Source organism: Bradyrhizobium sp. USDA 336, assembly GCF_044908355.1.
GTDB classification, from domain to species: domain Bacteria; phylum Pseudomonadota; class Alphaproteobacteria; order Rhizobiales; family Xanthobacteraceae; genus Bradyrhizobium; species Bradyrhizobium yuanmingense.
The window spans coordinates 7,088,350-7,107,903 of the sequence record NZ_JBIYDC010000002.1 but is presented as its reverse complement, the minus strand read 5'-3'; the positions used below and the strand labels follow the sequence as shown (position 1 = coordinate 7,107,903).

General features: G+C 64.6%; 17 protein-coding genes and 1 pseudogene. 9 read left to right on the top strand and 9 right to left on the bottom strand.

Annotated elements, in window-relative coordinates; genetic code table 11:
- Positions 1-26: 26 nt before the first annotated feature.
- Entirely contained in the window at positions 27-1,319 is a 1,293-nt protein-coding gene (locus ABIA45_RS34300; protein WP_057028019.1) for an adenylosuccinate synthase, read from the bottom strand.
- A 422-nt stretch (positions 1,320-1,741) separates the two neighbouring features.
- Here ABIA45_RS34300 and ABIA45_RS34295 point away from each other — a divergent pair, with 422 nt between their 5' ends.
- Positions 1,742-2,674, top strand: coding sequence for a DMT family transporter (locus tag ABIA45_RS34295; RefSeq protein ID WP_404654993.1), 933 nt, complete (start codon positions 1,742-1,744; stop codon positions 2,672-2,674).
- A gap of 201 nt (positions 2,675-2,875) precedes the next feature.
- On the opposite strand, the gene ABIA45_RS34290 is transcribed toward ABIA45_RS34295, so the two are convergent.
- Positions 2,876-3,265 (bottom strand): DUF1330 domain-containing protein, encoded by a 390-nt coding sequence (locus tag ABIA45_RS34290; RefSeq protein WP_404655797.1) that lies wholly within the window; start codon positions 3,263-3,265, stop codon positions 2,876-2,878.
- Between the two features lie 104 nt (positions 3,266-3,369).
- On the opposite strand from ABIA45_RS34290, the gene ABIA45_RS34285 reads away from it, so the two are divergent.
- Positions 3,370-4,305, top strand: a complete 936-nt coding sequence (locus ABIA45_RS34285; protein WP_404654991.1) for a DMT family transporter — start codon at positions 3,370-3,372, stop codon at positions 4,303-4,305.
- A gap of 97 nt (positions 4,306-4,402) precedes the next feature.
- Positions 4,403-5,380, top strand: coding sequence for a Bug family tripartite tricarboxylate transporter substrate binding protein (locus ABIA45_RS34280; RefSeq protein ID WP_404654990.1), 978 nt, complete (start codon positions 4,403-4,405; stop codon positions 5,378-5,380).
- Between the two features lie 295 nt (positions 5,381-5,675).
- Here ABIA45_RS34280 and ABIA45_RS34275 read toward each other — a convergent pair whose 3' ends face one another.
- Complete coding sequence (locus tag ABIA45_RS34275) at positions 5,676-7,361, bottom strand: methyl-accepting chemotaxis protein (protein ID WP_404654989.1); 1,686 nt, start codon at positions 7,359-7,361, stop codon at positions 5,676-5,678.
- A 254-nt stretch (positions 7,362-7,615) separates the two neighbouring features.
- Here ABIA45_RS34275 and ABIA45_RS34270 point away from each other — a divergent pair, with 254 nt between their 5' ends.
- From ABIA45_RS34270 to ABIA45_RS34250, 5 genes are all read left to right on the top strand, one after another.
- Positions 7,616-8,659 (top strand): C-terminal binding protein, encoded by a 1,044-nt coding sequence (locus tag ABIA45_RS34270; RefSeq protein ID WP_404654987.1) that lies wholly within the window; start codon positions 7,616-7,618, stop codon positions 8,657-8,659.
- A gap of 86 nt (positions 8,660-8,745) precedes the next feature.
- Positions 8,746-10,086, top strand: coding sequence for an ABC transporter substrate-binding protein (locus tag ABIA45_RS34265; RefSeq protein ID WP_404654985.1), 1,341 nt, complete (start codon positions 8,746-8,748; stop codon positions 10,084-10,086).
- Between the two features lie 122 nt (positions 10,087-10,208).
- The gene (locus ABIA45_RS34260) at positions 10,209-11,165 is read left to right on the top strand and encodes a carbohydrate ABC transporter permease (protein ID WP_035998865.1); all 957 of its coding nucleotides are present in this window, start codon (positions 10,209-10,211) and stop codon (positions 11,163-11,165) included.
- Positions 11,158-12,057, top strand: coding sequence for a carbohydrate ABC transporter permease (locus ABIA45_RS34255; RefSeq protein WP_035998862.1), 900 nt, complete (start codon positions 11,158-11,160; stop codon positions 12,055-12,057). The genes ABIA45_RS34260 and ABIA45_RS34255 overlap by 8 nt, the downstream gene beginning before the upstream one ends.
- Positions 12,058-12,198: 141 nt before the next feature.
- Positions 12,199-13,554 (top strand): esterase-like activity of phytase family protein, encoded by a 1,356-nt coding sequence (locus tag ABIA45_RS34250; RefSeq protein ID WP_404654983.1) that lies wholly within the window; start codon positions 12,199-12,201, stop codon positions 13,552-13,554.
- Between the two features lie 55 nt (positions 13,555-13,609).
- Here ABIA45_RS34250 and ABIA45_RS34245 read toward each other — a convergent pair whose 3' ends face one another.
- The 6 genes and pseudogenes from ABIA45_RS34245 to ABIA45_RS34220 all read right to left on the bottom strand — a co-directional run bounded on the left by ABIA45_RS34245 (position 13,610) and on the right by ABIA45_RS34220 (position 19,083).
- Positions 13,610-14,440: a TonB family protein gene (locus ABIA45_RS34245; protein ID WP_404654982.1), complete on the bottom strand. Its 831-nt coding sequence runs from the start codon at positions 14,438-14,440 to the stop codon at positions 13,610-13,612.
- Positions 14,440-14,880, bottom strand: coding sequence for a TonB system transport protein ExbD (exbD, locus tag ABIA45_RS34240; protein ID WP_271543062.1), 441 nt, complete (start codon positions 14,878-14,880; stop codon positions 14,440-14,442). The genes ABIA45_RS34245 and exbD overlap by 1 nt, the downstream gene beginning before the upstream one ends.
- A 3-nt stretch (positions 14,881-14,883) precedes the next feature.
- Positions 14,884-15,660 (bottom strand): tonB-system energizer ExbB, encoded by a 777-nt coding sequence (exbB, locus tag ABIA45_RS34235; RefSeq protein WP_404654980.1) that lies wholly within the window; start codon positions 15,658-15,660, stop codon positions 14,884-14,886.
- Positions 15,661-15,687: 27 nt separating this feature from the next.
- The gene (hutX, locus tag ABIA45_RS34230; RefSeq protein WP_404654978.1) at positions 15,688-16,197 is read right to left on the bottom strand and encodes a heme utilization cystosolic carrier protein HutX; all 510 of its coding nucleotides are present in this window, start codon (positions 16,195-16,197) and stop codon (positions 15,688-15,690) included.
- A gap of 29 nt (positions 16,198-16,226) precedes the next feature.
- Positions 16,227-16,562 (bottom strand): antibiotic biosynthesis monooxygenase, encoded by a 336-nt coding sequence (locus ABIA45_RS34225; RefSeq protein WP_035998838.1) that lies wholly within the window; start codon positions 16,560-16,562, stop codon positions 16,227-16,229.
- A gap of 126 nt (positions 16,563-16,688) precedes the next feature.
- Positions 16,689-19,083 (bottom strand): annotated as a pseudogene (locus ABIA45_RS34220) (TonB-dependent hemoglobin/transferrin/lactoferrin family receptor).
- Between the two features lie 262 nt (positions 19,084-19,345).
- Between ABIA45_RS34220 and ABIA45_RS34215 the strand changes: the two are divergent.
- On the top strand, positions 19,346-19,552 hold the full coding sequence (locus tag ABIA45_RS34215; RefSeq protein WP_404546091.1) for a hemin uptake protein HemP: 207 nt from the start codon (positions 19,346-19,348) through the stop codon (positions 19,550-19,552).
- Positions 19,553-19,554: the final 2 nt, after the last annotated feature.

Sequence of the window (19,554 nt, the reverse complement as noted above, 5' to 3'; positions counted from 1 at the left end):
TATACGCGCGTCCCGGTAAGATATCGTTAAGCCTCAAACGGATTTTGCACCAGGATAGTATCTTCGCGTTCCGGGCTGGTGGAAAGCAGCGCGACCGGACATCCCACCAATTCCTCGATCCGCCGGACATATTTGATGGCCTGCGCCGGCAGGTCGGCCCAGGACCGCGCATTGGCGGTCGGCTCCTTCCAGCCCTCGATGGTCTCGTAGATCGGCTCGACCCGGCTTTGCGCGCCCTCGCCGGCCGGGAAATGGTCGATCTCCTTGCCGTCGAGCTTGTAGCCGGTGCAGACCTCGATCGAATCGAAGCCGTCGAGGATGTCGAGCTTGGTCAGCGCCAGGCCATTGATGCCGCAGGTCCGGACCGCCTGGCGGACCAGCACGGCGTCGAACCAGCCGCAGCGGCGCGGACGGCCGGTATTGGTGCCGAACTCGCGGCCGCGCTCGCCGATCTTGCGGCCGATCTCGTTGTCCTGCTCGGTCGGGAACGGGCCCTGGCCGACGCGGGTCGTGTAGGCCTTGCACAGGCCGAGCACGTAGCCGACCGCGCCCGGCCCGAGGCCGGCGCCGGTCGCGGCCTGGGCCGCCACCGTGTTGGACGAGGTGACGTAGGGATAGGTGCCGTGGTCGACGTCGAGCAGCGCGCCTTGCGCGCCCTCGAACAACATGCGCTTGCCGGCGCGCCGCTCGATATCGAGCAGCCGCCAGACCGTCTCGGCATAGGGCAGGAGCTGCGGCGCCATCGCCATCAGCTCCTTCAGGATCACCGCGCCGTCGAATTCCGGCAGGTTGAGGCCGCGGCGCAGCGCGTTGTGGTGCGCCAGCAGGCGGTCGATCTTGTGCGGCAGCGTCTGATGATCGGCAAGATCCATCAGGCGGATGGCGCGGCGGCCGACCTTGTCTTCATAGGCCGGGCCGATGCCGCGGCGGGTGGTGCCGATCGCGGTGGCGGCGCTGGCGGATTCGCGGTGCGCGTCGAGCTCGCGGTGCAGCGGCAGGATCAACGTGACGTTTTCCGCGACACGCAGGTTGTCGGGGCCGACATCGACGCCCTGCGACCTGAGCCTGGCGACCTCGTCGAGGAAGGCGGCGGGGTCGAACACGACGCCGTTGCCGATCACCGACAGCTTGCCCTCGCGCAGCACGCCGGAGGGCAGGAGCGCGAGCTTGTAGGTCTTGCCGTTGATTACCAGCGTGTGGCCGGCGTTGTGGCCGCCCTGGAAGCGGACGACGATATCCGCCTGCTCCGACAACCAGTCGACGATCTTGCCCTTCCCTTCGTCGCCCCATTGGGCGCCGACGACGACAACATTGGCCATTCGCGGGTAATCCTGTTCAATCTGTCTCTAGAAGGCATGATCCTCGCGGAAAACCGGTGCCCACTTTTCCGGGATCACGCCTGCGCCCAGCCCAATCGGCAGCCGGAGCCGCCCGCACGCAAGGCAGCCAACCGGATAAAGGAAGCAGCCTCTCTAGGCAAGCAAGAACGGGGCTTTTTCGGGGTCCAACGTCCGGTCCAAGCCCTTGATATCCGCGGAAAATCCCGAACCCTGGCAGGCCGGCGCAACAGCTTCGACCAAAGCGGGAGAGGCCGCCTTCGCCGCCAGCATGGTCGCGATGCGCCCGTCCCCGTTGATGCAACCTCGTTTTCCGTGTCTTTGGACCTGCCGGGTGATCAGCCGGCCCGGACCTCGCCGGGCCGGAGGGCTCGGCGTACTCGACGCGGGGCTCAACCATCACAATGTCCGCCACCGGCCAGACCACGCCCGCGGAAACATCCGGCCACAGCTGGATCGCCAACCAGCCTTACCTGCTGCTCAGCATCACCGCGCTGTGCTGGGCCGGCAACGCCATCGTCGGGCGGCTCGCGGCCGGCCACATTCCGCCGGTGACGCTGTCGTTCCTGCGCTGGTTCTTTGCCTTCCTGCTGGTGCTGCCGTTCGCCTTCAAGCATCTCGTGCAGGACTGGCCGGCGATCCGCGGCAAGCTTGGCCTGATGGTCACGCTCTCGGTCACCGGCATCGGCGCCTTCAACACGTTGCAATATTGGGCCCTGGAGCACACCCAGGCGCTCAACACGCTGCTGCTGCAGTCGGCCGCGCCGCTGCTGGTGGCGCTGTGGTCGCTCGTCATCCTCGGCATCCGTCTCACCGCCGCGCAGGCCTTCGGCGTGCTGCTGTCGATGTGCGGCGTGCTGACCATCCTGCTGCACGGCGATTTCACCACGCTGTCGAGCATCGACTTCAACAAGGGCGACCTGATCTTCCTGCTCGCGCTCCTGATCTTCGCGCTCTATTCGGTGCTGTCACTGAGGCGGCCGCCGATGCACGGCCTCTCGTTCCTCGCCTTCACCTTCGGCTGCGGCGCCGCCTGTCTCATTCCGCTGGAGATCTGGGAACTGTCCGCTCGCCCGGTGATGAAGCTCGACGGGCCGAATCTCCTGACCCTGTTCTACGTCGCCGTCTTCCCCTCGACGCTCGCCTATCTCTGCTTCAATCGCGGCGTGCGCCTGATCGGCGCCAACCGCGCCGCACCGTTCTTCCACGTCGTGCCGGTGTTCGGCTCGATCATGGCGATGGCGTTTCTGGCCGAGCACCCGCAGGCGTTCCACTTCATCGGTTTTGCGTTGGTGCTGGCCGGCGTGTTCGCGGCGTCGCGAAAGCAGACAAGTTAGGCGCAGCATTCATTCAACCACAGTGCCGCTTTCACCCTCCCCTGGAGGGGGAGGCCGCAAAGCGCGAGCGGGGTGGGGTGATCTCTCCACTCGAGCACTGTTTGATGCGGAGAGACCGTCACCCCACCCCGCTCCGCATTGCGCTTCGCTTCATGCGCAGCGACCCTCCCCCTCCAGGGTAGGGTGAGCAAGCCTGCCCCGCTACTTCGTCTTGAACTTGCTGTAGGCCTCGCTCGTCGCGATGATCAGGTGCTCGGCGCAGGCGTTGACGCGATGCGGATCGGCTTCGCGCTCGTAGGCTTGCGAGGTCATCATGTCGATGAAGGCCGAGACGGACGGGTAATGCACCAGCGCGACGAAGTCCCAATCGTTGCCCGCGTGCGGACCGAGTGCGACCGCCTTGGCTTCGCCGGTCCAGAGCAGCGTGCCGCCGCGCGCCTTGATCATCGGCACCGTGATCGCACTGTAGCGCAAATATGCGTCCCAGCCCGACCCGTCGCCATCGCGCGAGCGCGCGTGGAAGCGCATCAGGTTCAGCATCACCACGGGCGCATTCGGATCGAGCCGCTCCAGGCCCTCGATGTTCAACATATTGACCGCCAATGGCACCTCCTCAAGGCTCGGCTGCATTGTAGCATTGCGGCGCTGTGACTTGTGCCATCGCGGCAATCGGGCGCAAGTTGTATCCAACGCCCATGACGACCGCTTCGCCCGCGCCACCGGCCGCCAATCCGGCCAGCTGGCTCAACAACCAGCCTTATCTGCTGCTCAGCCTGAGCTCGCTGTTCTGGGCCGGCAACATCGTGCTCGCGCGCCATGTCGGGGCGCATGTGCCGCCGCTGACGATCACCACGATCCGCTGGTTCGGCGTGTTCCTGATCCTGTTGCCGTTCGCCTGGCCGCACCTGAAGCGCGATTGGCCTGCCTTGCGCCAGAGCATGCCATTGATGCTGTTCCTGTCGCTGGTCGGCTTTGCCTTCAACAACGCGATCTCGTACTGGGCGCTGCAATACACCGAGGCGCTGAACGCGCTGCTGATCCAGTCGGCGGGTCCGCTGTTCGTGGCGCTGTGGTCGCTGGTGCTGTTCGGCGTGCGGCTGACCGGCGCGCAGCTCGGCGGCATCGCGATCTCGCTGCTCGGCGTGCTGATCATCATCCTGCGCGGCGATCTCGCGGCGCTGGCAAGCATCAGCTTCAACAGGGGCGACATCATGTTCGCCTCCTCGCTGGTGGCGTTCGGGCTCTATTCGGCCTTCATCCCGCGGCGACCGAAGATCCACCAGCTCTCGTTCCTGTCCTTCACCACCTGCTGCGGCGCGACGATGCTGCTGCCGACGGCGATCTGGGAGGCGGCGAGCGGCAGCGTGCTGCAATTCGACACGATCACGCTGGCGACGCTGGGCTACATCCTGATCTTTCCCTCCACCCTCGCCTATCTCTTCTTCAACCGCGGCGTGGCGCTGATCGGGCCGAACCGGGCGGCGCCGTTCTTCCATCTGGTGCCGGTGTTCGGCTCGGCGCTGGCGATCGTGCTGCTGGGCGAGAAGCTCCAGCCGTTCCACCTGATCGGTTACGCGCTGGTGCTCGCCGGAGTCGTGCTTGCATCGCGGCGGGGCTCGGCGATGACATAATTCCGCGCGACGGACGCGGTCACGACCTATAGCCATCTTCCGATTCCCCTTTGGACCAGCTAGGTTCCCCGCCAACCAAAAAGAGGGAACGACCGACATGATTTCAGGGCTGATTCGAAACCTGCGGACCGTCGCCGCGACCGCGCTATGCCTCACGGCAGCCTCCACCGCTCACGCCGACACCTATCCCAGCCGCAACATCACGCTGGTGCTGCCCTTCGCGGCCGGCAGCGGCACCGACACCACGACGCGGCTGATTTCGCAGCATCTGTCGCAGGCGCTCGGCGTCGGCATCGTGATCGAGAACAAGGCCGGCGCCAACGGCATGCTCGCAGCCACCCATGTCGCGAAGGCCGCTCCCGACGGCTACACGCTGCTGGTGACGACCAACACCACGCATTCGGCCAATCCCTATCTGCTCAAGAGCCTGACTTACGATCCGGTGAAGGATTTCACCCCGATCGCCCGCACCGGCGATCTGCCCTTCATGCTGGTCATCAATCCCGAGGTGCCGGCCAAGACGGTCGGAGAGCTGGTGGCCTACGGCAAGGCCAATCCAGGCAAGCTGAGCTACGCCTCGGGCTCGTCGGCGGCGATCGTGTCGGGTGCGACCTTCGCGCACAATGCCGGGCTCGACCTGCTGCACGTGCCCTACAAGAGCTCGCCGCCGGCGCTCAACGACGTCATGGGCGGCCGCGTGTCGATGATGTTCGTCGACATCCTGACCGGCCTGCCCCATGTCAACGGCAACGCCCTGCGCGCGCTCGCCGTCACCACCAAGAACCGCACGCCGCTGGTGCCACACCTGCCCTCGATGCAGGAGGCCGGCGTGCCGGACTTCGACATCACGTCCTGGCAGGGCTATTTCGGCCCGGCCGGCATGCCGAAGGAGATCGTGACCCGGCTCAACACCGAGATCCGCAAGATCATCGAGAACCCGGAGATCAAGGCCAAGCTCGCCACGCTCGGCATGGACGCTTTTTCCGGCACGCCGGAGCAGCTCGGTACTTTCGTGAACGAGCAGCTGGTGCTGTGGGAAAAGCTGATCGACAACGCGAAGATCGAGAAGCAGTGACGCGGTCTTGTGTCCTGGACGCGCTGCAGCGTGAAACGCTGCTGCGCAGAGCCGGGACCCAGATTGCCGCTAGCATGGGCCCCGGCTCTGCAGCGCACCGCTGCACCGGACGATGCTTCGCATCGCCGGGGAAGCGCTGCGCTGCGTCCGGGGCACGAGATCGTGTGCTCGCGCATTCTCCGTCATGGCCGGGCTTGTCCCGGCCATCCACGCAGCCGCACATGCCGCGCCCAAGAACGTGGATGCCCGGGACAAGCCCGGGCATGACGACGGCGTAGAGTTTTTGCGCGACGAGTTACGCCGCGCGGACCTTGGCGAGGAAGCCGTCGACGGCATCGCGCAGCGCGCCGGACTGGGTGTCCAGCTCGCGGGCGTTGGTGAGCACATCGCTGGCCGCGCTGCCGGTCGCTTCGGCGGCCGAGGTGACGCTGCCGATATGGGCGTTGATTTCACTCGAGCCGGCCGCGACCGACTGGATGTTGCGGGCGATCTCGCGCGTCGCCTCGCCCTGCTGCTCGATCGATACGGAAATGCCGGCGGTGATCTCGCTCATCTCGGCGATCGTCTGGGTGATGCCGGAGATGGCCGACACCGCGTCGCTGGTCGAGGTCTGCATCGCCGCGACCTGGGCGGAGATCTCCTCGGTCGCCTTCGCGGTCTGGTTGGCGAGCGCCTTGACCTCGGAGGCGACCACGGCGAAGCCGCGGCCGGACTCGCCGGCACGCGCCGCCTCGATGGTGGCGTTGAGCGCGAGCAGGTTGGTCTGCGCCGCGATCGAGTGAATGAGCTTGACCACCTCGCCGATCTTCTCGGCACCGGTGGAGAGCTCCTGCACCGTGGCGTTGGTGCGCTCGGCATCGCTAACGGCACGGCTCGCAACTTCAGTCGAGCGCGTCACCTGGCGGGAGATTTCCGCAACCGAGCTCGACAGCTCTTCGGCGGCGGCCGCAACGGTGCCAACATTGCCGGACGCCTTCTGCGAGGCGGCACCGACGGTCGCCGCGCGCGAGGAGGCATCGCTGGCGGTCGCGGTCATCGATTGCGCCGTGGTCTGCATGCCGGCTGCGGCCGAGGAGACCGAGCCGACGATGCCGTTGACGCTGCGTTCGAAGTCGTTGGCGATCTCCTCCATGGCGCTGCGGCGTTCCGCCGCGGCGTGTTCCTTGGCGTCCGCCTCGGTCTTCTCGAGGTCGCGGATGCGAACCGCGTTGTCCTTGAAGATCTGCACGGTCGATGCCATCGCGCCGACCTCGTCGCCGCGGCCGACGCCCGGAATATCACCCTCGAGCTTGCCGTCGGCGAGATCCTTCATCCGGGTGCCGAGCAGGCCGAGCGGAGCACTGATGCTGCGGCCGATCATCCAGGCGACGCTGCCGGCAACGATGACGATGCCGAGCACGGCGAGGCCGAGCAGCCAGTAGACCGGACCCATCTTGGCCTCGATATCATCCAGATAGGCGCCGGTGCCGAGATACATATCGAAGCCGGGGATCGCGACGGCGTAACCGACCTTGCGGATCGGCGTTTCCTGGCCGGGCTTCATATATTCATAGTGAAGCAGTATCTCGCCGTTGGCTTTGACGCCGTTCATCAATTCCAGCGACAGCTTGCGGCCGTTGGTCACGACGTCCATTCGGTTGGTGCCGATCACCTTCGGATCGGGCGCAAGCTGGGTGAGACCGTCATAGGACGTGCCGAACAGGTAGCCGGCACCCTTGTCATAGGTCATCGCGTTGCCGTAGCGGCGAAGCTCGGCCATCGCGGCGTCCTTCGTCATCTCGCCGGCATCGACGCGCTTCTTCAACGCGGCGGCATAGTTGCGCGCCAGCTCGACGATCGCCTTGGCCTGGTCGATGCGCGCATTCACCATCTCGCGCTTCATCAGATAGCCGGCGAGAACTCCGGAGATGCAGAGGCCGAACAGCGTGACTCCAACGAGAATGCCAAGCTTCGAGGCGATCTTCAGATTGCTCAACTTCACGGGGTTAGCTCCGGCAATATTGGGGTACGGGCGCACGACGAGATCGATCAAATTCGAATCAAGTCTTAGTGGCGGAGCCCTTAGCAAGTTACTTACGCACCTCCGTAGAAGCCCGGGGCTTGCACGGAAAAACGGAAATATACGTCGCCCGCAACAACCGTGAATTGTACGCACTTGCCCGAATTTCGCGTAAAAGACGCAAAGGCCCGCTCGTCGAGGCGGACCACGACAAGAAACCAAATCGGGAGCAGAGAATGCCGAAATACAGGGTGGTGACGCCGAAGGGTGCGAGCTTCACGGTCGCCGGCAGCGATTATTCCTATGAGCGCGAGGCGCTCGATCCGATCGATGCCGAGATCATCGAGGCGCCCGCCGACGAGGCCGGGTTCATCGCCGCCGCGAAGAACGCCGACGCGATCTACGCCAAGGGCATCCCGATCACCAAGTCGATCATCGACGCGCTCGAGAGCTGCAAGGTCATCACGCTCGGCTCGGTCGGCGTCGACAGCGTCGACGTCAAGGCCGCCACGGCCCGCGGCATTCCCGTCACCAACATCCCCGACACTTTCATCGAGGAGGTCGCCGACCACGCCATGATGCTGCTGCTCGCCGGCTTCCGCCGCTTGGTCGAGCAGGACCGCATGGTGCGCGATGGCCGCTGGGCCGAGGGCCGGCCGGCGCTTTTGAAGATCCCGAGACTGATGGGCCAGACGCTCGGCTTCATCTCGTTCGGCCGGGTTGCGCGTGCGGTCGCGAAACGCGCCGGGCCTTTCGGCCTGCGCATGATGGCCTACGACCCCTTCATCCAGGAAACGCTGATGTACGAGCACGGCGTGATCCCGGCGACACTGAACGAGGTGCTGTCGCAATCCGACTTCGTCTCGATGCATGCCCCGGCGCGACCCGAGGTGCATCACATGCTGACCGAGAAGCACTTCCGGCAGATGAAGAAGGGCTCGATCTTCATCAACACCGGCCGCGGTGCCACCGTGGACGAGGAGAGCCTGATCAAGGCGCTGCAGGAGGGCTGGATCGCGCACGCCGCCCTCGACGTGCTGGAAAAGGAGCCGCCCTCGCACAACAATCCCCTGCTCGGCCTGGAGAACGTGACCCTGACCGCCCATGTCGCCTCGGCCTCGGCACGGTTCGACGAGGCGCGCAAGCGCCGGGTGGGCTACGAATTGTCACTGGTGCTCCAGGGCATGTGGCCGGTAAGCTGCGTCAATCCGTCGGTGCTGCAGAACACCGCGCTCCGCCGCTGGCAGCCCGTCAGCATGGACCGCGGGCCGAACAGCTAGACGGGCGGCGCAGCAAGCGCCCACGACCGAAACGGCCCTTCACCGGCGATCAACGCCGGGAAGGGAGACATCATAGGGAGGTACTGATGAGGAACGACATCACACGTCGTGATGCCTTGGCGCTGGGCCTGTCCGCTGCAACGCTCGCGGCCACCGGTGCTGCAGCGCAAACATCCAACATCAAGGCTGCCGACGTCCCGGCACCCAAGCGCGAGATCGAAAAGGGCGCGTCCTTGCGCATGCTGCGCCCGGTGCGCTTCGTCCAGGCGGACGAGGACGTGTTCCGCGCCAATGCGGCAAAGTTCACCAAGGACACCGGGGTCGAGGTCAAGGTCGACTTCGTCGGCTGGGAGGACATCAACCAGCAGACCGCGGTGACCTCGAATTCCGGCGCCGGCCCCGATATCATCATCGGCTTCTCCGACGCGCCTCACATCTACATCGACAAGCTGATCGAGCTCACCGACGTCGCCGACTATCTCGGCAAGAAGTACGGCGGCTGGCTGCCGCTGGCGCAACGCTACGGCAAGAAGAACAAGAGCGAGTCCTGGATCGGACTGCCGTTCGGCGCCACCGCAGGTCCCCTGATCTACCGCAAGTCGGTCCTGCAATCGGTCGGCTTCGACAAGGTTCCGGAAGATCATGCCGGCGTGCTCGACCTCTGCCGCAAGCTGCAAAAGGCCGGCAAGCCGGCCGGCTTCGCGCTCGGCAACGCCAAGGGCGACGGCAACGGCTTCGCCAACTGGGCGCTGTGGTCGCACAACGCCTCGCTGCTCGACGAGGAGGGCAACGTCACCGTCAACAGCAAGGAGACGATCGCCGCGCTCAACTGGGTCAAGGAGCTGTATCCGACCTTCATCGCCGGCACGCCGTCCTGGAATGACGTCAGCAACAACCGGGCCTATTCCTCGCAGGAGATCGCGCTGACCGCCAACGGCGTCTCACTGTACTTCTCGCTGAAGAACGACCCGGCCACCAAGGCCATCGCCGAGGACAGCGAGCATCAGCTGCTGCCCAAGGGCCTCGCCAAGGTCTCGCCGATGGCGGGCCTGACATTGAATGCCATGGTGTTCAAGCACAGCCCGTACCCCAATGCCGCCAAGGCCTTCCTGCAGTACATGCTGGAGAAGGACCAATACGAGCCGTGGCTCAACGCCAATTCCGGCTACTGGTCCCAGCCGCTGGCCGCCTATGCCGAGGCCGCCGTGTGGTCGCAGGATCCGAAGGTGAGCCTGTTCAAGAACACGATGAACAGCACTTACTATGACGGCTACAAGGGGCCGATCTCGACGGCGACCGGCGCGGTCAGCGCCGATTACGTGCTGATTCAGATGTGCGCGTCCGTCGCCACCGGCGCCGCCACGCCGGAAGCCGCAGCTGCGGAAGCCGAGCAACGCTGCAAACGCTACTTCCGGCGACAGCGGTAGAGACCGTCATTGCGAGCGAAGCGAAGCAATCCAGAGACTCTCCGCAGATACAGTCTGGATTGCTTCGTCGCTTCGCTCCCTCGCAATGACGACGTGAAAGCCTAGAACAGGACAACACACTAATGTCCGTGACCACCCTTTCCTCCCACGCACTGGCGCAACGGCAGCCGAACTGGATCGTGCGCCTGTTCGACTACAAGCCGTTCCTGATCGTGATGTGCCTCGCGCCCGCGCTCGGGCTGCTCACGGTATTCCTGACCTACCCGCTCGGCCTCGGCGTCTGGCTCGCCTTCACCGACACCACGATCGGCCGCCGCGGCATCTATGTCGGGATCGAGAATTTCCAGTACCTGCTCACGGACCCCTTGTGGTGGAACGCGGTGTTCTACAGCGTGTTCTACACGGCCGTGGCGACCTTCGGAAAATTCGCGCTCGGCTTCTGGCTCGCCCTGCTGCTCAACAACCATTTCCCGTTCAAGAGCCTGCTGCGCGCCATCGTGCTGCTGCCCTGGATCGTGCCGACCGTGCTGTCGGCGCTGGCATTCTGGTGGATCTACGATCCGCAGTTCTCGATCATCTCCTACCTCCTGGTCGACGTGCTGCATTGGCGGGACAGCAATATCGACTTCCTCGGCTCGCCCTGGCCGGCGCGGTTCTCGCTGATCGCCGCCAACATCTGGCGCGGCATTCCCTTCGTCGCGATCTCGCTGCTGGCGGGCTTGCAGACCATCTCGCCCTCGCTCTACGAGGCCGCGATGCTGGACGGCGCCAGCGCCTGGCAGCGCTTCCGCTACATCACCTTCCCGATGATGCTGCCGATCCTCGCCATCGTCATGACGTTCTCGATCATCTTCACCTTCACTGACTTCCAGCTGGTCTACGCCATTACCCGCGGCGGTCCGGTGAACTCGACCCACCTCTTGGCGACGCTGGCGTTCCAGCGCGGCATCGCCGGCGGCGAGCTCGGCGAAGGCGCGGCGATCGCAGTGTCGATGATCCCGTTCCTGGTGTTCGCGACGCTGTTCTCCTATTTCGGCCTGGCACGCCGCAAATGGCAGCAGGGAGAGGCCAATGACTGAAACCGTCGCGCAATCGACCGTCGCGGACGCAAAAGCACCGCCCGACACCATGGCCTGGGATTCCGGGCTGCGGCGGCTGATGATGATCTATCTGCCGCTCGGCTGCTTCGTTCTGATCCTGCTGTTTCCGTTCTATTGGATGGCGATCACCTCGTTCAAGCCGAACGCGGAGCTGATGAACTACCGGGACAACAACCCGTTCTGGATCTCCTCGCCGACCCTGGCGCACATCAAGCATCTGTTGTTCAACACCGCCTATCCGCAATGGCTGAAGACGACGATGCTGGTCGCGATCGGCTCGACCACGCTGTCGCTGATCGCGAGCACGCTGGCGGCCTACGCGATCGAGCGCCTGCGCTTCCGCGGCAGTCCCTATGTCGGCCTCGGCATCTATCTCGCCTATCTGGTGCCGCCGTCGATCCTGTTCATTCCGCTCGCGACAGTCGTCGTGCAATTCGGCCTGTTCGACTCGCCGCTGGCCCTGATCCTGGTCTATCCGACCTTCCTGGTTCCGTTCTGCACCTGGCTCCTGATCGGCTATTTCAAGTCGATTCCTTACGAGCTCGAGGAATGCGCGCTGGTCGACGGCGCCACGCGGCTGCAGATCCTGCGCCGGATCACGCTGCCGCTCGCAGTGCCCGGCCTGATCTCGGCCGGCATCTTCTCCTTCACGCTGTCCTGGAACGAGTTCATCTACGCGCTGGCCTTCATCCAGAGCGGCGCCAACAAGACCGTGCCGGTCGCGATCCTGACCGAGCTCGTCACCGGCGACGTCTATCAATGGGGTGCGCTGATGGCGGGATCGCTGCTCGGCTCGCTCCCGGTCGCGATCTTCTACTCGCTGTTCGTGGATTACTACGTCTCTTCGCTGACGGGTGCGGTGAAGGAGTAGCCCCGCTCTCTCGTCCCCCTCTCCCCGTTCTCACGGTCTGCAGGCGGGGAGAGGCGAAGAGCGCTGCGGCCTTTGGCCCGGCTTCACAATACTGCAACATGCGATCCGCATAAGCGTTGCGTCCGCCAACAGGAGACGCACATGCGCGCGACTTTTCTTTGCACCGTCGCCACGATCATGCTCACTGCGAGCACAGCGCTCGCGCAGAGCGAGGGCGAATTTCCCGCCAAGCTCGCCGGCCACGCGGTGATGCCGGCCGAAACCTTCATCGAGGCGCCGGCTGATGCCCCCGCCGATCTCAAGGCGGCGGGCAAATATACCACCGGCAAGCGGGTCGACGCGCTCGGCACCGTGATGGGTAAGTCCTTCGAGCGTCCGACCGGCGTGTCGCTGCCGTTCAAGGGCCAGCCGCTGCAGGGCCATTCCGGCATCAAGACCCTGCCCGACGGCACGTTCTGGGTCCTCACCGACAACGGCATGGGCGCGCGCGCCAACTCGCCGGATTCGATGCTGTACCTCAACCGCTACAAGATGGACTGGGCCAGCGGCAAGATGGAGCGGCTGGAGACCATTTTCCTGCACGACCCCGACAGACGCGTCCCCTTCCGCATCGTGCATGAGGACACCCAGAAGCGCTATCTCACCGGCTCCGATTTCGACACCGAAGGTTTCCAGATCGTCGGCGACACCTTCTGGATCGGCGACGAGTTCGGCCCCTACGTCCTGAAGGCGGACAAGTCAGGCAAAATCCTCGGCGTGTTCGATACGGTCGCCGACGGCAAGCCGGTGTGCTCGCCCGACAATTGGGCGGTGGGGACGCCGGCCGCGCCGGGCGCGACCTACACCAATGTCAATCTCCGCCGCTCCCGGGGCTATGAGGGCTTCGCCGCGTCGAAGGACGGCAAGTTCCTCTACGGCCTGCTCGAGGGACCGCTGTGGGATGCCGACAAGAAGGACTGGGAGAAGGTCGACGGCAAGGAGGCCTCGCGCATCCTCGAATTCGACGTCGCTGCGGAGAAATTCACCGGCCGCTACTGGCACTATGTGTTCGAGCAGAACGGCAACGCCATCGGCGACTTCAACATGATCGACCAGGCCTCCGGCCTCGTCATCGAGCGCGACAATGGCGAAGGCACCGCCGACAAGGCCTGCCCGCAGGGCCAGCGCGGCGAGAACTGCTTCCCCGACCTCGCCAAGTTCAAGCGCGTCTACAAGATCGAGCTGACGGACGCCAATGTCGGCAAGCCCGTGCGCAAGATCGGCTATATCGACCTGATGAAGATCAGGGATCCCGACAAGAAGGCGAAGAAGCCGCTCAACGACGGCGTCTACACTTTCCCGTTCTTCACCATCGAGAACGTCGATCGCGTCGACGACACCCACATCATCGTCGGCAACGACAACAACCTGCCGTTCTCCTCCAGCCGCGATCCCAACAAGGCCGACGACAACGAGTTCGTGCTGCTCGAGGTCGCGGATTTCCTGAAGGCGAAGTAGGCACTGCATCCTGCCTTCCTCTTCCGCTTTTCGCGGGAGAGGAAGCCGTGCTCAATCACCGATCCCCGAACTTCACCCCGACCTTGATGAGCATGGTACCATAAGTGATCTCGGGCGGCACCGGCGGAAATGGCTGGGCCTGGCGCACCATGGCCATGGCCTGAGCATCGAGCACTGCGACACCCGATGAGCCGCCCACGCGACTGGACAAGACTTGACCACCGCGACCGAGAGTAAGATTCAGCGTCACCACACCCTTTTGCCCGTTGGCGCTCTTCGGATACTGGTGGAACCGCATGAGATGCGCGCGGACACGCTGGTTGTATGTCGCGATCATCGAGGCCACTGACCCCGCATTCACGGCGGATGCAAGCGGGGCTTCTCGCTCCGCACGCGGCGGTGCACTGGTGCGCGGCATCGGAAGCGCATCCGACGGCTTCCGGGCCTCGGGACGGACCACCCTGGGCTTCGCCGGAGCCGGCTTCTCCACGGGCGGAACTTTCGCAGGCTCGGGCTTCGGCGGGCTCGGCTCGAGCTTCTGTTCCGGTGGAGCCACCACATCCGGCTGCTCCTGCGGCGGTGTCGGCGGGATCATTTCCTCGACAGCCTGCTGCTGCACCGGCTCGGGCGGTGACGCATCCGCCTGCTGCATCGTCGGTCCCGGCGCGATGTCCAGCGGCATCGACCGCGGTGCCGACGTCTCCGGCGTCATGTCGATCAGGATGGCCGGCAGGTTGACGCCCTCGTCCGGCACCTGCTTCAGCAAGTTCATCGCAAGCAGCGCGGCGCCGAGATGCAACGCCACGATCATCGTCGCCGAGGCGCCCCAGGGCGCGCCCTCCCGCTCGTCAAGCGGCTGATGCAAGGCAAAGGCGTTCGCGGCCATCAGCTGCGTCCGTCGAGCCCGACGAGGGCGACCTTGAGATAGCCGGCGTTGCGCAAGGTGTTCATCACCTCCATCAGGTCGCCATAGGACACGGCCTTGTCGGCGCGCAGATAGATGCGCTCGTCCTTGCGGCCCTTGGTGGCGGCGACGAGCGAGGTGCTAAGCGCGTCGCGAGCGACGATATCCTCGCCCACAGCGATCGAAAGGTCCGGCTTGACGGTGACGAAGACCGGCTTGTCGGGCCGCGGTGCCGGCTCGGCCGCCGTTGCCGGCAGATCGACGCCGATGTCGACCGTGGCAAGCGGCGCCGCCACCATGAAGATGATCAGCAGCACCAGCATGACGTCGATGAACGGGGTGACGTTGATCTCGTGGGTGACCTCGAGTTCGCTCGCCTCGCCGCGCGAGCCGAGCTTCGATGTCCCGAGCCTGGCGGCCATGGCCTACTCCGCCGCCCGGGCCAGACGGAAATGGCCGTGGTCGCGCTGGCGGCTCGCCAGCAGCATCAGCTGCGCCGAGGCGTCGCCGAGCAAAGCGCGGTAATTGGCGATGCCACGGACGAGATGATTGTAGATCACGACCGCCGGGATCGCGGCGACGAGACCGAGCGCCGTCGCTAGCAGTGCCTCTGCAATGCCGGGCGCGACCACCGCAAGGCTGGTGGTATGGCTCTCGGAGATGCCGATGAACGAATTCATGATGCCCCAGACGGTACCGAACAGACCGACGAACGGCGCGATGGCGCCGATGGTCGCGAGCACGCCGGTGCCGCGCGCGATCTGCCTGGACATCGCCGCTTCGACCCGCTCCAGCCGTAACGCGACGCGTTCCTGCAGGCGGTCGTCGAGAATGCCGCCGGAGAGCTCGGCCTCCCTGGCGCAGGACTGGATCAGCTGCGCGACCGCGTCGCGCGCGTCGCCGGCCCGCGCGGATGCCTCGGCCAGAGTCATGTTGCCCTCGAGCGCACGCGTCCGCTCGAGAGCAAGCGAGCCCTTGCGGCACAGCTCGATGGTCTTGGCGAGCCACACCGTCCATGTCACCAGCGAGGCGACGGCGAGCCCAATCATCACGATCTTCACGACGATGTCGGCGCCGAGGAACATGCCCCAGGGCGACAGATTGCGCGGCAACAGCACCGCGTCGATCGCAAAGGCCGGTGCCGGCGCGAGCGCCAGCGCGCTTGTTAGGATCACATGGCGAAGCGTGGGATTGCTCTGCATCCTGATCTCCCGACAGGTTGAAGCAAGCTAGAGCGCGGGCGCGATCCGGTCCGCAAGCTGCCGGAACCGCGCCAGCTGATCCGCCCGTAGCGCCCTCGTCTCGTCGCGGCCGACGAAGACCTTGAACATGATGCCGCCGTCGGCGTTCACGAAAGCGACGAAGGCCGAGGACTTGCTCATGAAGGGCCGCTCGACGAAGGCAATTCCCGCGCAGCGCTCATGGCGGAGATGGCCGTGCAGGCCCTTTGGCTGCATCAGGTTGAAATAGCCGCGGCCGATCTCCCCCGTGGGAACGGTCCCGGTGAACTCGAAGATCGCATCATCCGTGTGGACGATCAGCGTGACCTCGCCCCATTCCGCGATGTCCTGCATGGCGGCGGCAAAATGTTCGCCGCTCCCGATGCGCACCATTGACGGCGGCAACGCCTCGATCACCGCGCGCGGCGTGACGCTGCGCTCGCGCGCGACGTCCTCGATCACCGCGCCGGAATTTTCGGCCATGTAGGCCTTGAGATCGGCGAGATCGGTGCTCAGCATGTCCGGCTTCCTTTCGTCATCGGCCGCGATCAGGCCGCCGCGCTCGCCTTGCGCTCGGTCATGATGACCTCGAAGCCTTCGAACTTGGGGTGACCGAGATAGAGGCTCTCGCCGGTCTTGTTGTCGGCGCGCGCATGAGCGCGGCGGAATTCCTCCGAGCGCGTCCAGGCCTCGAAAGCCGCCTTGTCGACCCACACGGTATGCGAGGAGTACAGCGTGTGGTCCTCGGCGACCGGCCCCTTGAGCAGATGGAATTCGACGAAGCCCGCCATGCTGCCGAGATAAGACTCGCGGGTCCGCCAGACGGTTTCGAACGCGGCTTCCGAGCCGGGCTTTACCTGGAAGCGATTCATGGCGATGAACATTCGACTTTTCTCCTGTGACTTGTAAATCGGCGATTGCCGATCGGATATTTCAGAACGGACCGAAAGCCACGCTGACGCATCAGCGTGGCTTTCGAGATCAGCAAGGCAGAACCTCCGGTGTCTCCCTCAGGTGCCGCCAAAGTGGTACTTGAGACCACCCTTGATCACGAGCCCGGCGCCGGCGCTCGCCCACTTCACGTCGTTTTGCGTGTCGCCCGTGCTGCCGACCGGAATGGCGTACGGGCGATAGTAGCGGTTGAAGAGGTTCTCGACGGAGAAGTTGAGCGTGAGATCCGGCGTCGGGTGATACTGCGCGTAGAGATTGACGAGATCGTACGAGGTCGCCGGCGTGTAGGTCCTGGGGATGTCGTAGTTGGCGATTGCCGACGTCCACATCATCGAAAGGATGAGGGTGCGGTCGAGCAGACGCACGCCGGCCGTCGTCGTGATCTTCTGCGGCGGAATGCTGTAGAGGCCGAAGCCGGTCTGGAGATTCTTTCCGCTCTGATAGGTCCCGGAGAGGCCGAAGAACCACAGGTTCGCGTCATACATCGCCTCGGCCTCGACGCCCTGAATGAGCGCGGACGCCACGTTCTGATACTGCAGGAACGGCAGCACCGTGATCGACGGGGCCGGTGGCGGCCCGGTCGGGACCACGAGTGGGTTTCCGTAAGCGACCTGATCGATGAAGTCGCTGATGTCATTGCGGAACACGTTGATCTTGCCGCGCAGCGTGTCGCCTGCAGTGAACAGATCGTTCTTCTTGATGTTGAAGCCGATCTCCTTGTTCTTGCCGACCTCGGGGCGCAGGTTGGGATTGGGCACGAAGCAGAAGGTCGAATCCGCGCCCGGTCCCGGCGTGCCCGACGGACAGCGGAAGAACGAGTCGTTGACCGTCGCGCCGGCATGCGGGCCGCTCACCAGCGTCTCCGTGATCGAGGGCGCCCGGTAGCCTTCCGCGTAGCTGGCATAGGGGGTCACGACCGCGGTCGGAACGAGAGCAACCGTGATCTTCGGCGAGAGGCGATCGCCGCCCGACGACGAGGACGCCGAGGAAAGCTGATAATTGTCGTAACGGAGCGCACCGATCACCTCGAGCATCGAAGTGTAGTTCGCCCGCCACTGCACGAAGCCGCCAGACACCGTGCGCTGGCCGCCGGGCGTCGTCACTTCGGCGGTACCCGTCCTATCCTGCGTAGATACTTTGTCCTGAAAGGCGTCCAGGCCGTATGTCACCGCGTGACGCCAGCTTCCAGTGTCGAACCGCGTCGTATTGTGCACGTCGACACCGATTGTATCGAGCAGATAGCCGCGGTTGCTCCCGATGCACCCCGAAACGGCATTGCCCGGCACGCCGCCGCAATAAACGGACGGGGTCGTGCTGGTATGTCTCGTCTTGACCTGATCGTTCTCGGTGCGATTCCAGTAGATCTTCGCATCCCAGTCGAACCATTGATCATCCGGCTGCGAGTATTTCCAGCCGAGCGTCGTGGTGTAATTCTTCACGTTGGAGGCGTAGATCGACGTGCCGTTCAGATTGTTCGTGCCGTTCGCATTGGTCGAATTGGGATCGCCCGCGCGTCGCGGCGGCTGGCCAAGGCTGTAGATGTCTTCCTGGAAGATGGCGCCGAGCTTGACCTCGTGACCGTCCGCCGGCCGCACCGTCAGCTTGGCGATGCCGCTGCTCAGACGGTTGCCGGTGTTTGCGACTTCGTAGCCGGTACCGTCCTTGTAGCTCTCCTGCGTCGAATAGGTGCCGCCTGCGAACACGTCGACATTCGGATTGACATGCACGCCGCCGAAGGCCGAGCCGAGCGCACGTCCATAATTGCTGCCGAGGATGGTTTTCACGTCGAGGCCCCAGCGCTCTCCCACGCGGACAACGTCCTCGATGTCCTTGGTGCGGAACGAGGCCACGCCGCCGATCGCCCCGGAGCCGTAGATGTTCGCGGTCGGGCCGCGCACGATGTCGATGCCGCTGATCAGTTCCGGATTGAGGAAGAACGAACCATTGGCGAAATGACCGGTGCGCTGGTAGTTCTGCCGCGCGCCGTCGACCACGACGGCAACACGGCCGAAATCCTGAAGGCCGCGGATATTGATCGAGGTCGACGGCTCGTCGCCGCGGTTCTGAACCCATACGCCGGGAACGTTGTAGATAAGATCGCCGACGGTGCTGGCCTGACGGGCTTCGATCTGCTCGGACGTCACGACACTGACCGGCGCAAGTGCGTCGACGGCTCGCTCTTCCGTCTTGGTCGCCGCAACCGTGATGGTGTCGAGCACTTGAACCGGCGAGGCGCCGCCCGCCTGCGCGCGGGGCGTTCATCACCTCGGGCGCGGCCCGCTGCGCAACTTGGGGCGCCTGCTTGCGCTTGGCCTGCTTTGGCTTTTCCGACGACGCGTTTTCACTCTGCGGCGATGCGGTCTGCGCGAGACTGCCCTCCGCCGTCATTGCCGCAATTGAAACCACCGACGCGCCCAAAATCAGGGCGCGCGAATACCTAGCCCCGTCAGCCATATCAGCCCCAGCCTGCACTTCACTTTAGTTTTTGATGTCGTCTGGCTGGCGCGCGCTCGCAACGCGAGCGACTGGCTGGCTGATTGTCTCAAGAGGCGGGCGAGTTCCCCGCTGTCGGAAATGGTTACGTGGCAACACTCTGACGGTCAATGACATCGGGTTACAGTTTATATCGATTGTAAACTGCGACGGTTGGAATGCGCTTGGCGCCACCTGTACAAACGGGCGGTACTCCAGCTTTCGAAAGCGCATCACACCGACAATGTCAGCAACATCAGGAGACAACAGCGGCAGCGCGGCAGGACCGGCACAAAGCCCTTCTGCAGCAACGCGAACTCTCACCATGCGCGGCAGCCGCATCGACAGCCGCGAGCTGTTTGCCGCCGAGCGCGAGATCATCATTGCGCATGGCGAGGACAGCTATCGTCTCCGCCTGACCTCGCAGAACAAGCTGATCCTGACGAAGTAACT

Bases quoted from the DNA above. Each gene is read 5' to 3' on its own strand.
- ABIA45_RS34300 (WP_057028019.1), bottom strand. From the start codon at position 1,319: ATGGCCAATGTTGTCGTCGTCGGCGCCCAATGGGGCGACGAAGGGAAG.
- ABIA45_RS34295 (WP_404654993.1), top strand. From the start codon at position 1,742: ATGTCCGCCACCGGCCAGACCACGCCCGCGGAAACATCCGGCCACAGC.
- ABIA45_RS34290 (WP_404655797.1), bottom strand. From the start codon at position 3,265: ATGTTGAACATCGAGGGCCTGGAGCGGCTCGATCCGAATGCGCCCGTG.
- ABIA45_RS34285 (WP_404654991.1), top strand. From the start codon at position 3,370: ATGACGACCGCTTCGCCCGCGCCACCGGCCGCCAATCCGGCCAGCTGG.
- ABIA45_RS34280 (WP_404654990.1), top strand. From the start codon at position 4,403: ATGATTTCAGGGCTGATTCGAAACCTGCGGACCGTCGCCGCGACCGCG.
- ABIA45_RS34270 (WP_404654987.1), top strand. From the start codon at position 7,616: ATGCCGAAATACAGGGTGGTGACGCCGAAGGGTGCGAGCTTCACGGTC.
- ABIA45_RS34265 (WP_404654985.1), top strand. From the start codon at position 8,746: ATGAGGAACGACATCACACGTCGTGATGCCTTGGCGCTGGGCCTGTCC.
- ABIA45_RS34260 (WP_035998865.1), top strand. From the start codon at position 10,209: ATGTCCGTGACCACCCTTTCCTCCCACGCACTGGCGCAACGGCAGCCG.
- ABIA45_RS34255 (WP_035998862.1), top strand. From the start codon at position 11,158: ATGACTGAAACCGTCGCGCAATCGACCGTCGCGGACGCAAAAGCACCG.
- ABIA45_RS34250 (WP_404654983.1), top strand. From the start codon at position 12,199: ATGCGCGCGACTTTTCTTTGCACCGTCGCCACGATCATGCTCACTGCG.
- ABIA45_RS34245 (WP_404654982.1), bottom strand. From the start codon at position 14,440: ATGGCCGCGAACGCCTTTGCCTTGCATCAGCCGCTTGACGAGCGGGAG.
- exbD (WP_271543062.1), bottom strand. From the start codon at position 14,880: ATGGCCGCCAGGCTCGGGACATCGAAGCTCGGCTCGCGCGGCGAGGCG.
- exbB (WP_404654980.1), bottom strand. From the start codon at position 15,660: ATGCAGAGCAATCCCACGCTTCGCCATGTGATCCTAACAAGCGCGCTG.
- hutX (WP_404654978.1), bottom strand. From the start codon at position 16,197: ATGCTGAGCACCGATCTCGCCGATCTCAAGGCCTACATGGCCGAAAAT.
- ABIA45_RS34225 (WP_035998838.1), bottom strand. From the start codon at position 16,562: ATGTTCATCGCCATGAATCGCTTCCAGGTAAAGCCCGGCTCGGAAGCC.
- ABIA45_RS34215 (WP_404546091.1), top strand. From the start codon at position 19,346: ATGTCAGCAACATCAGGAGACAACAGCGGCAGCGCGGCAGGACCGGCA.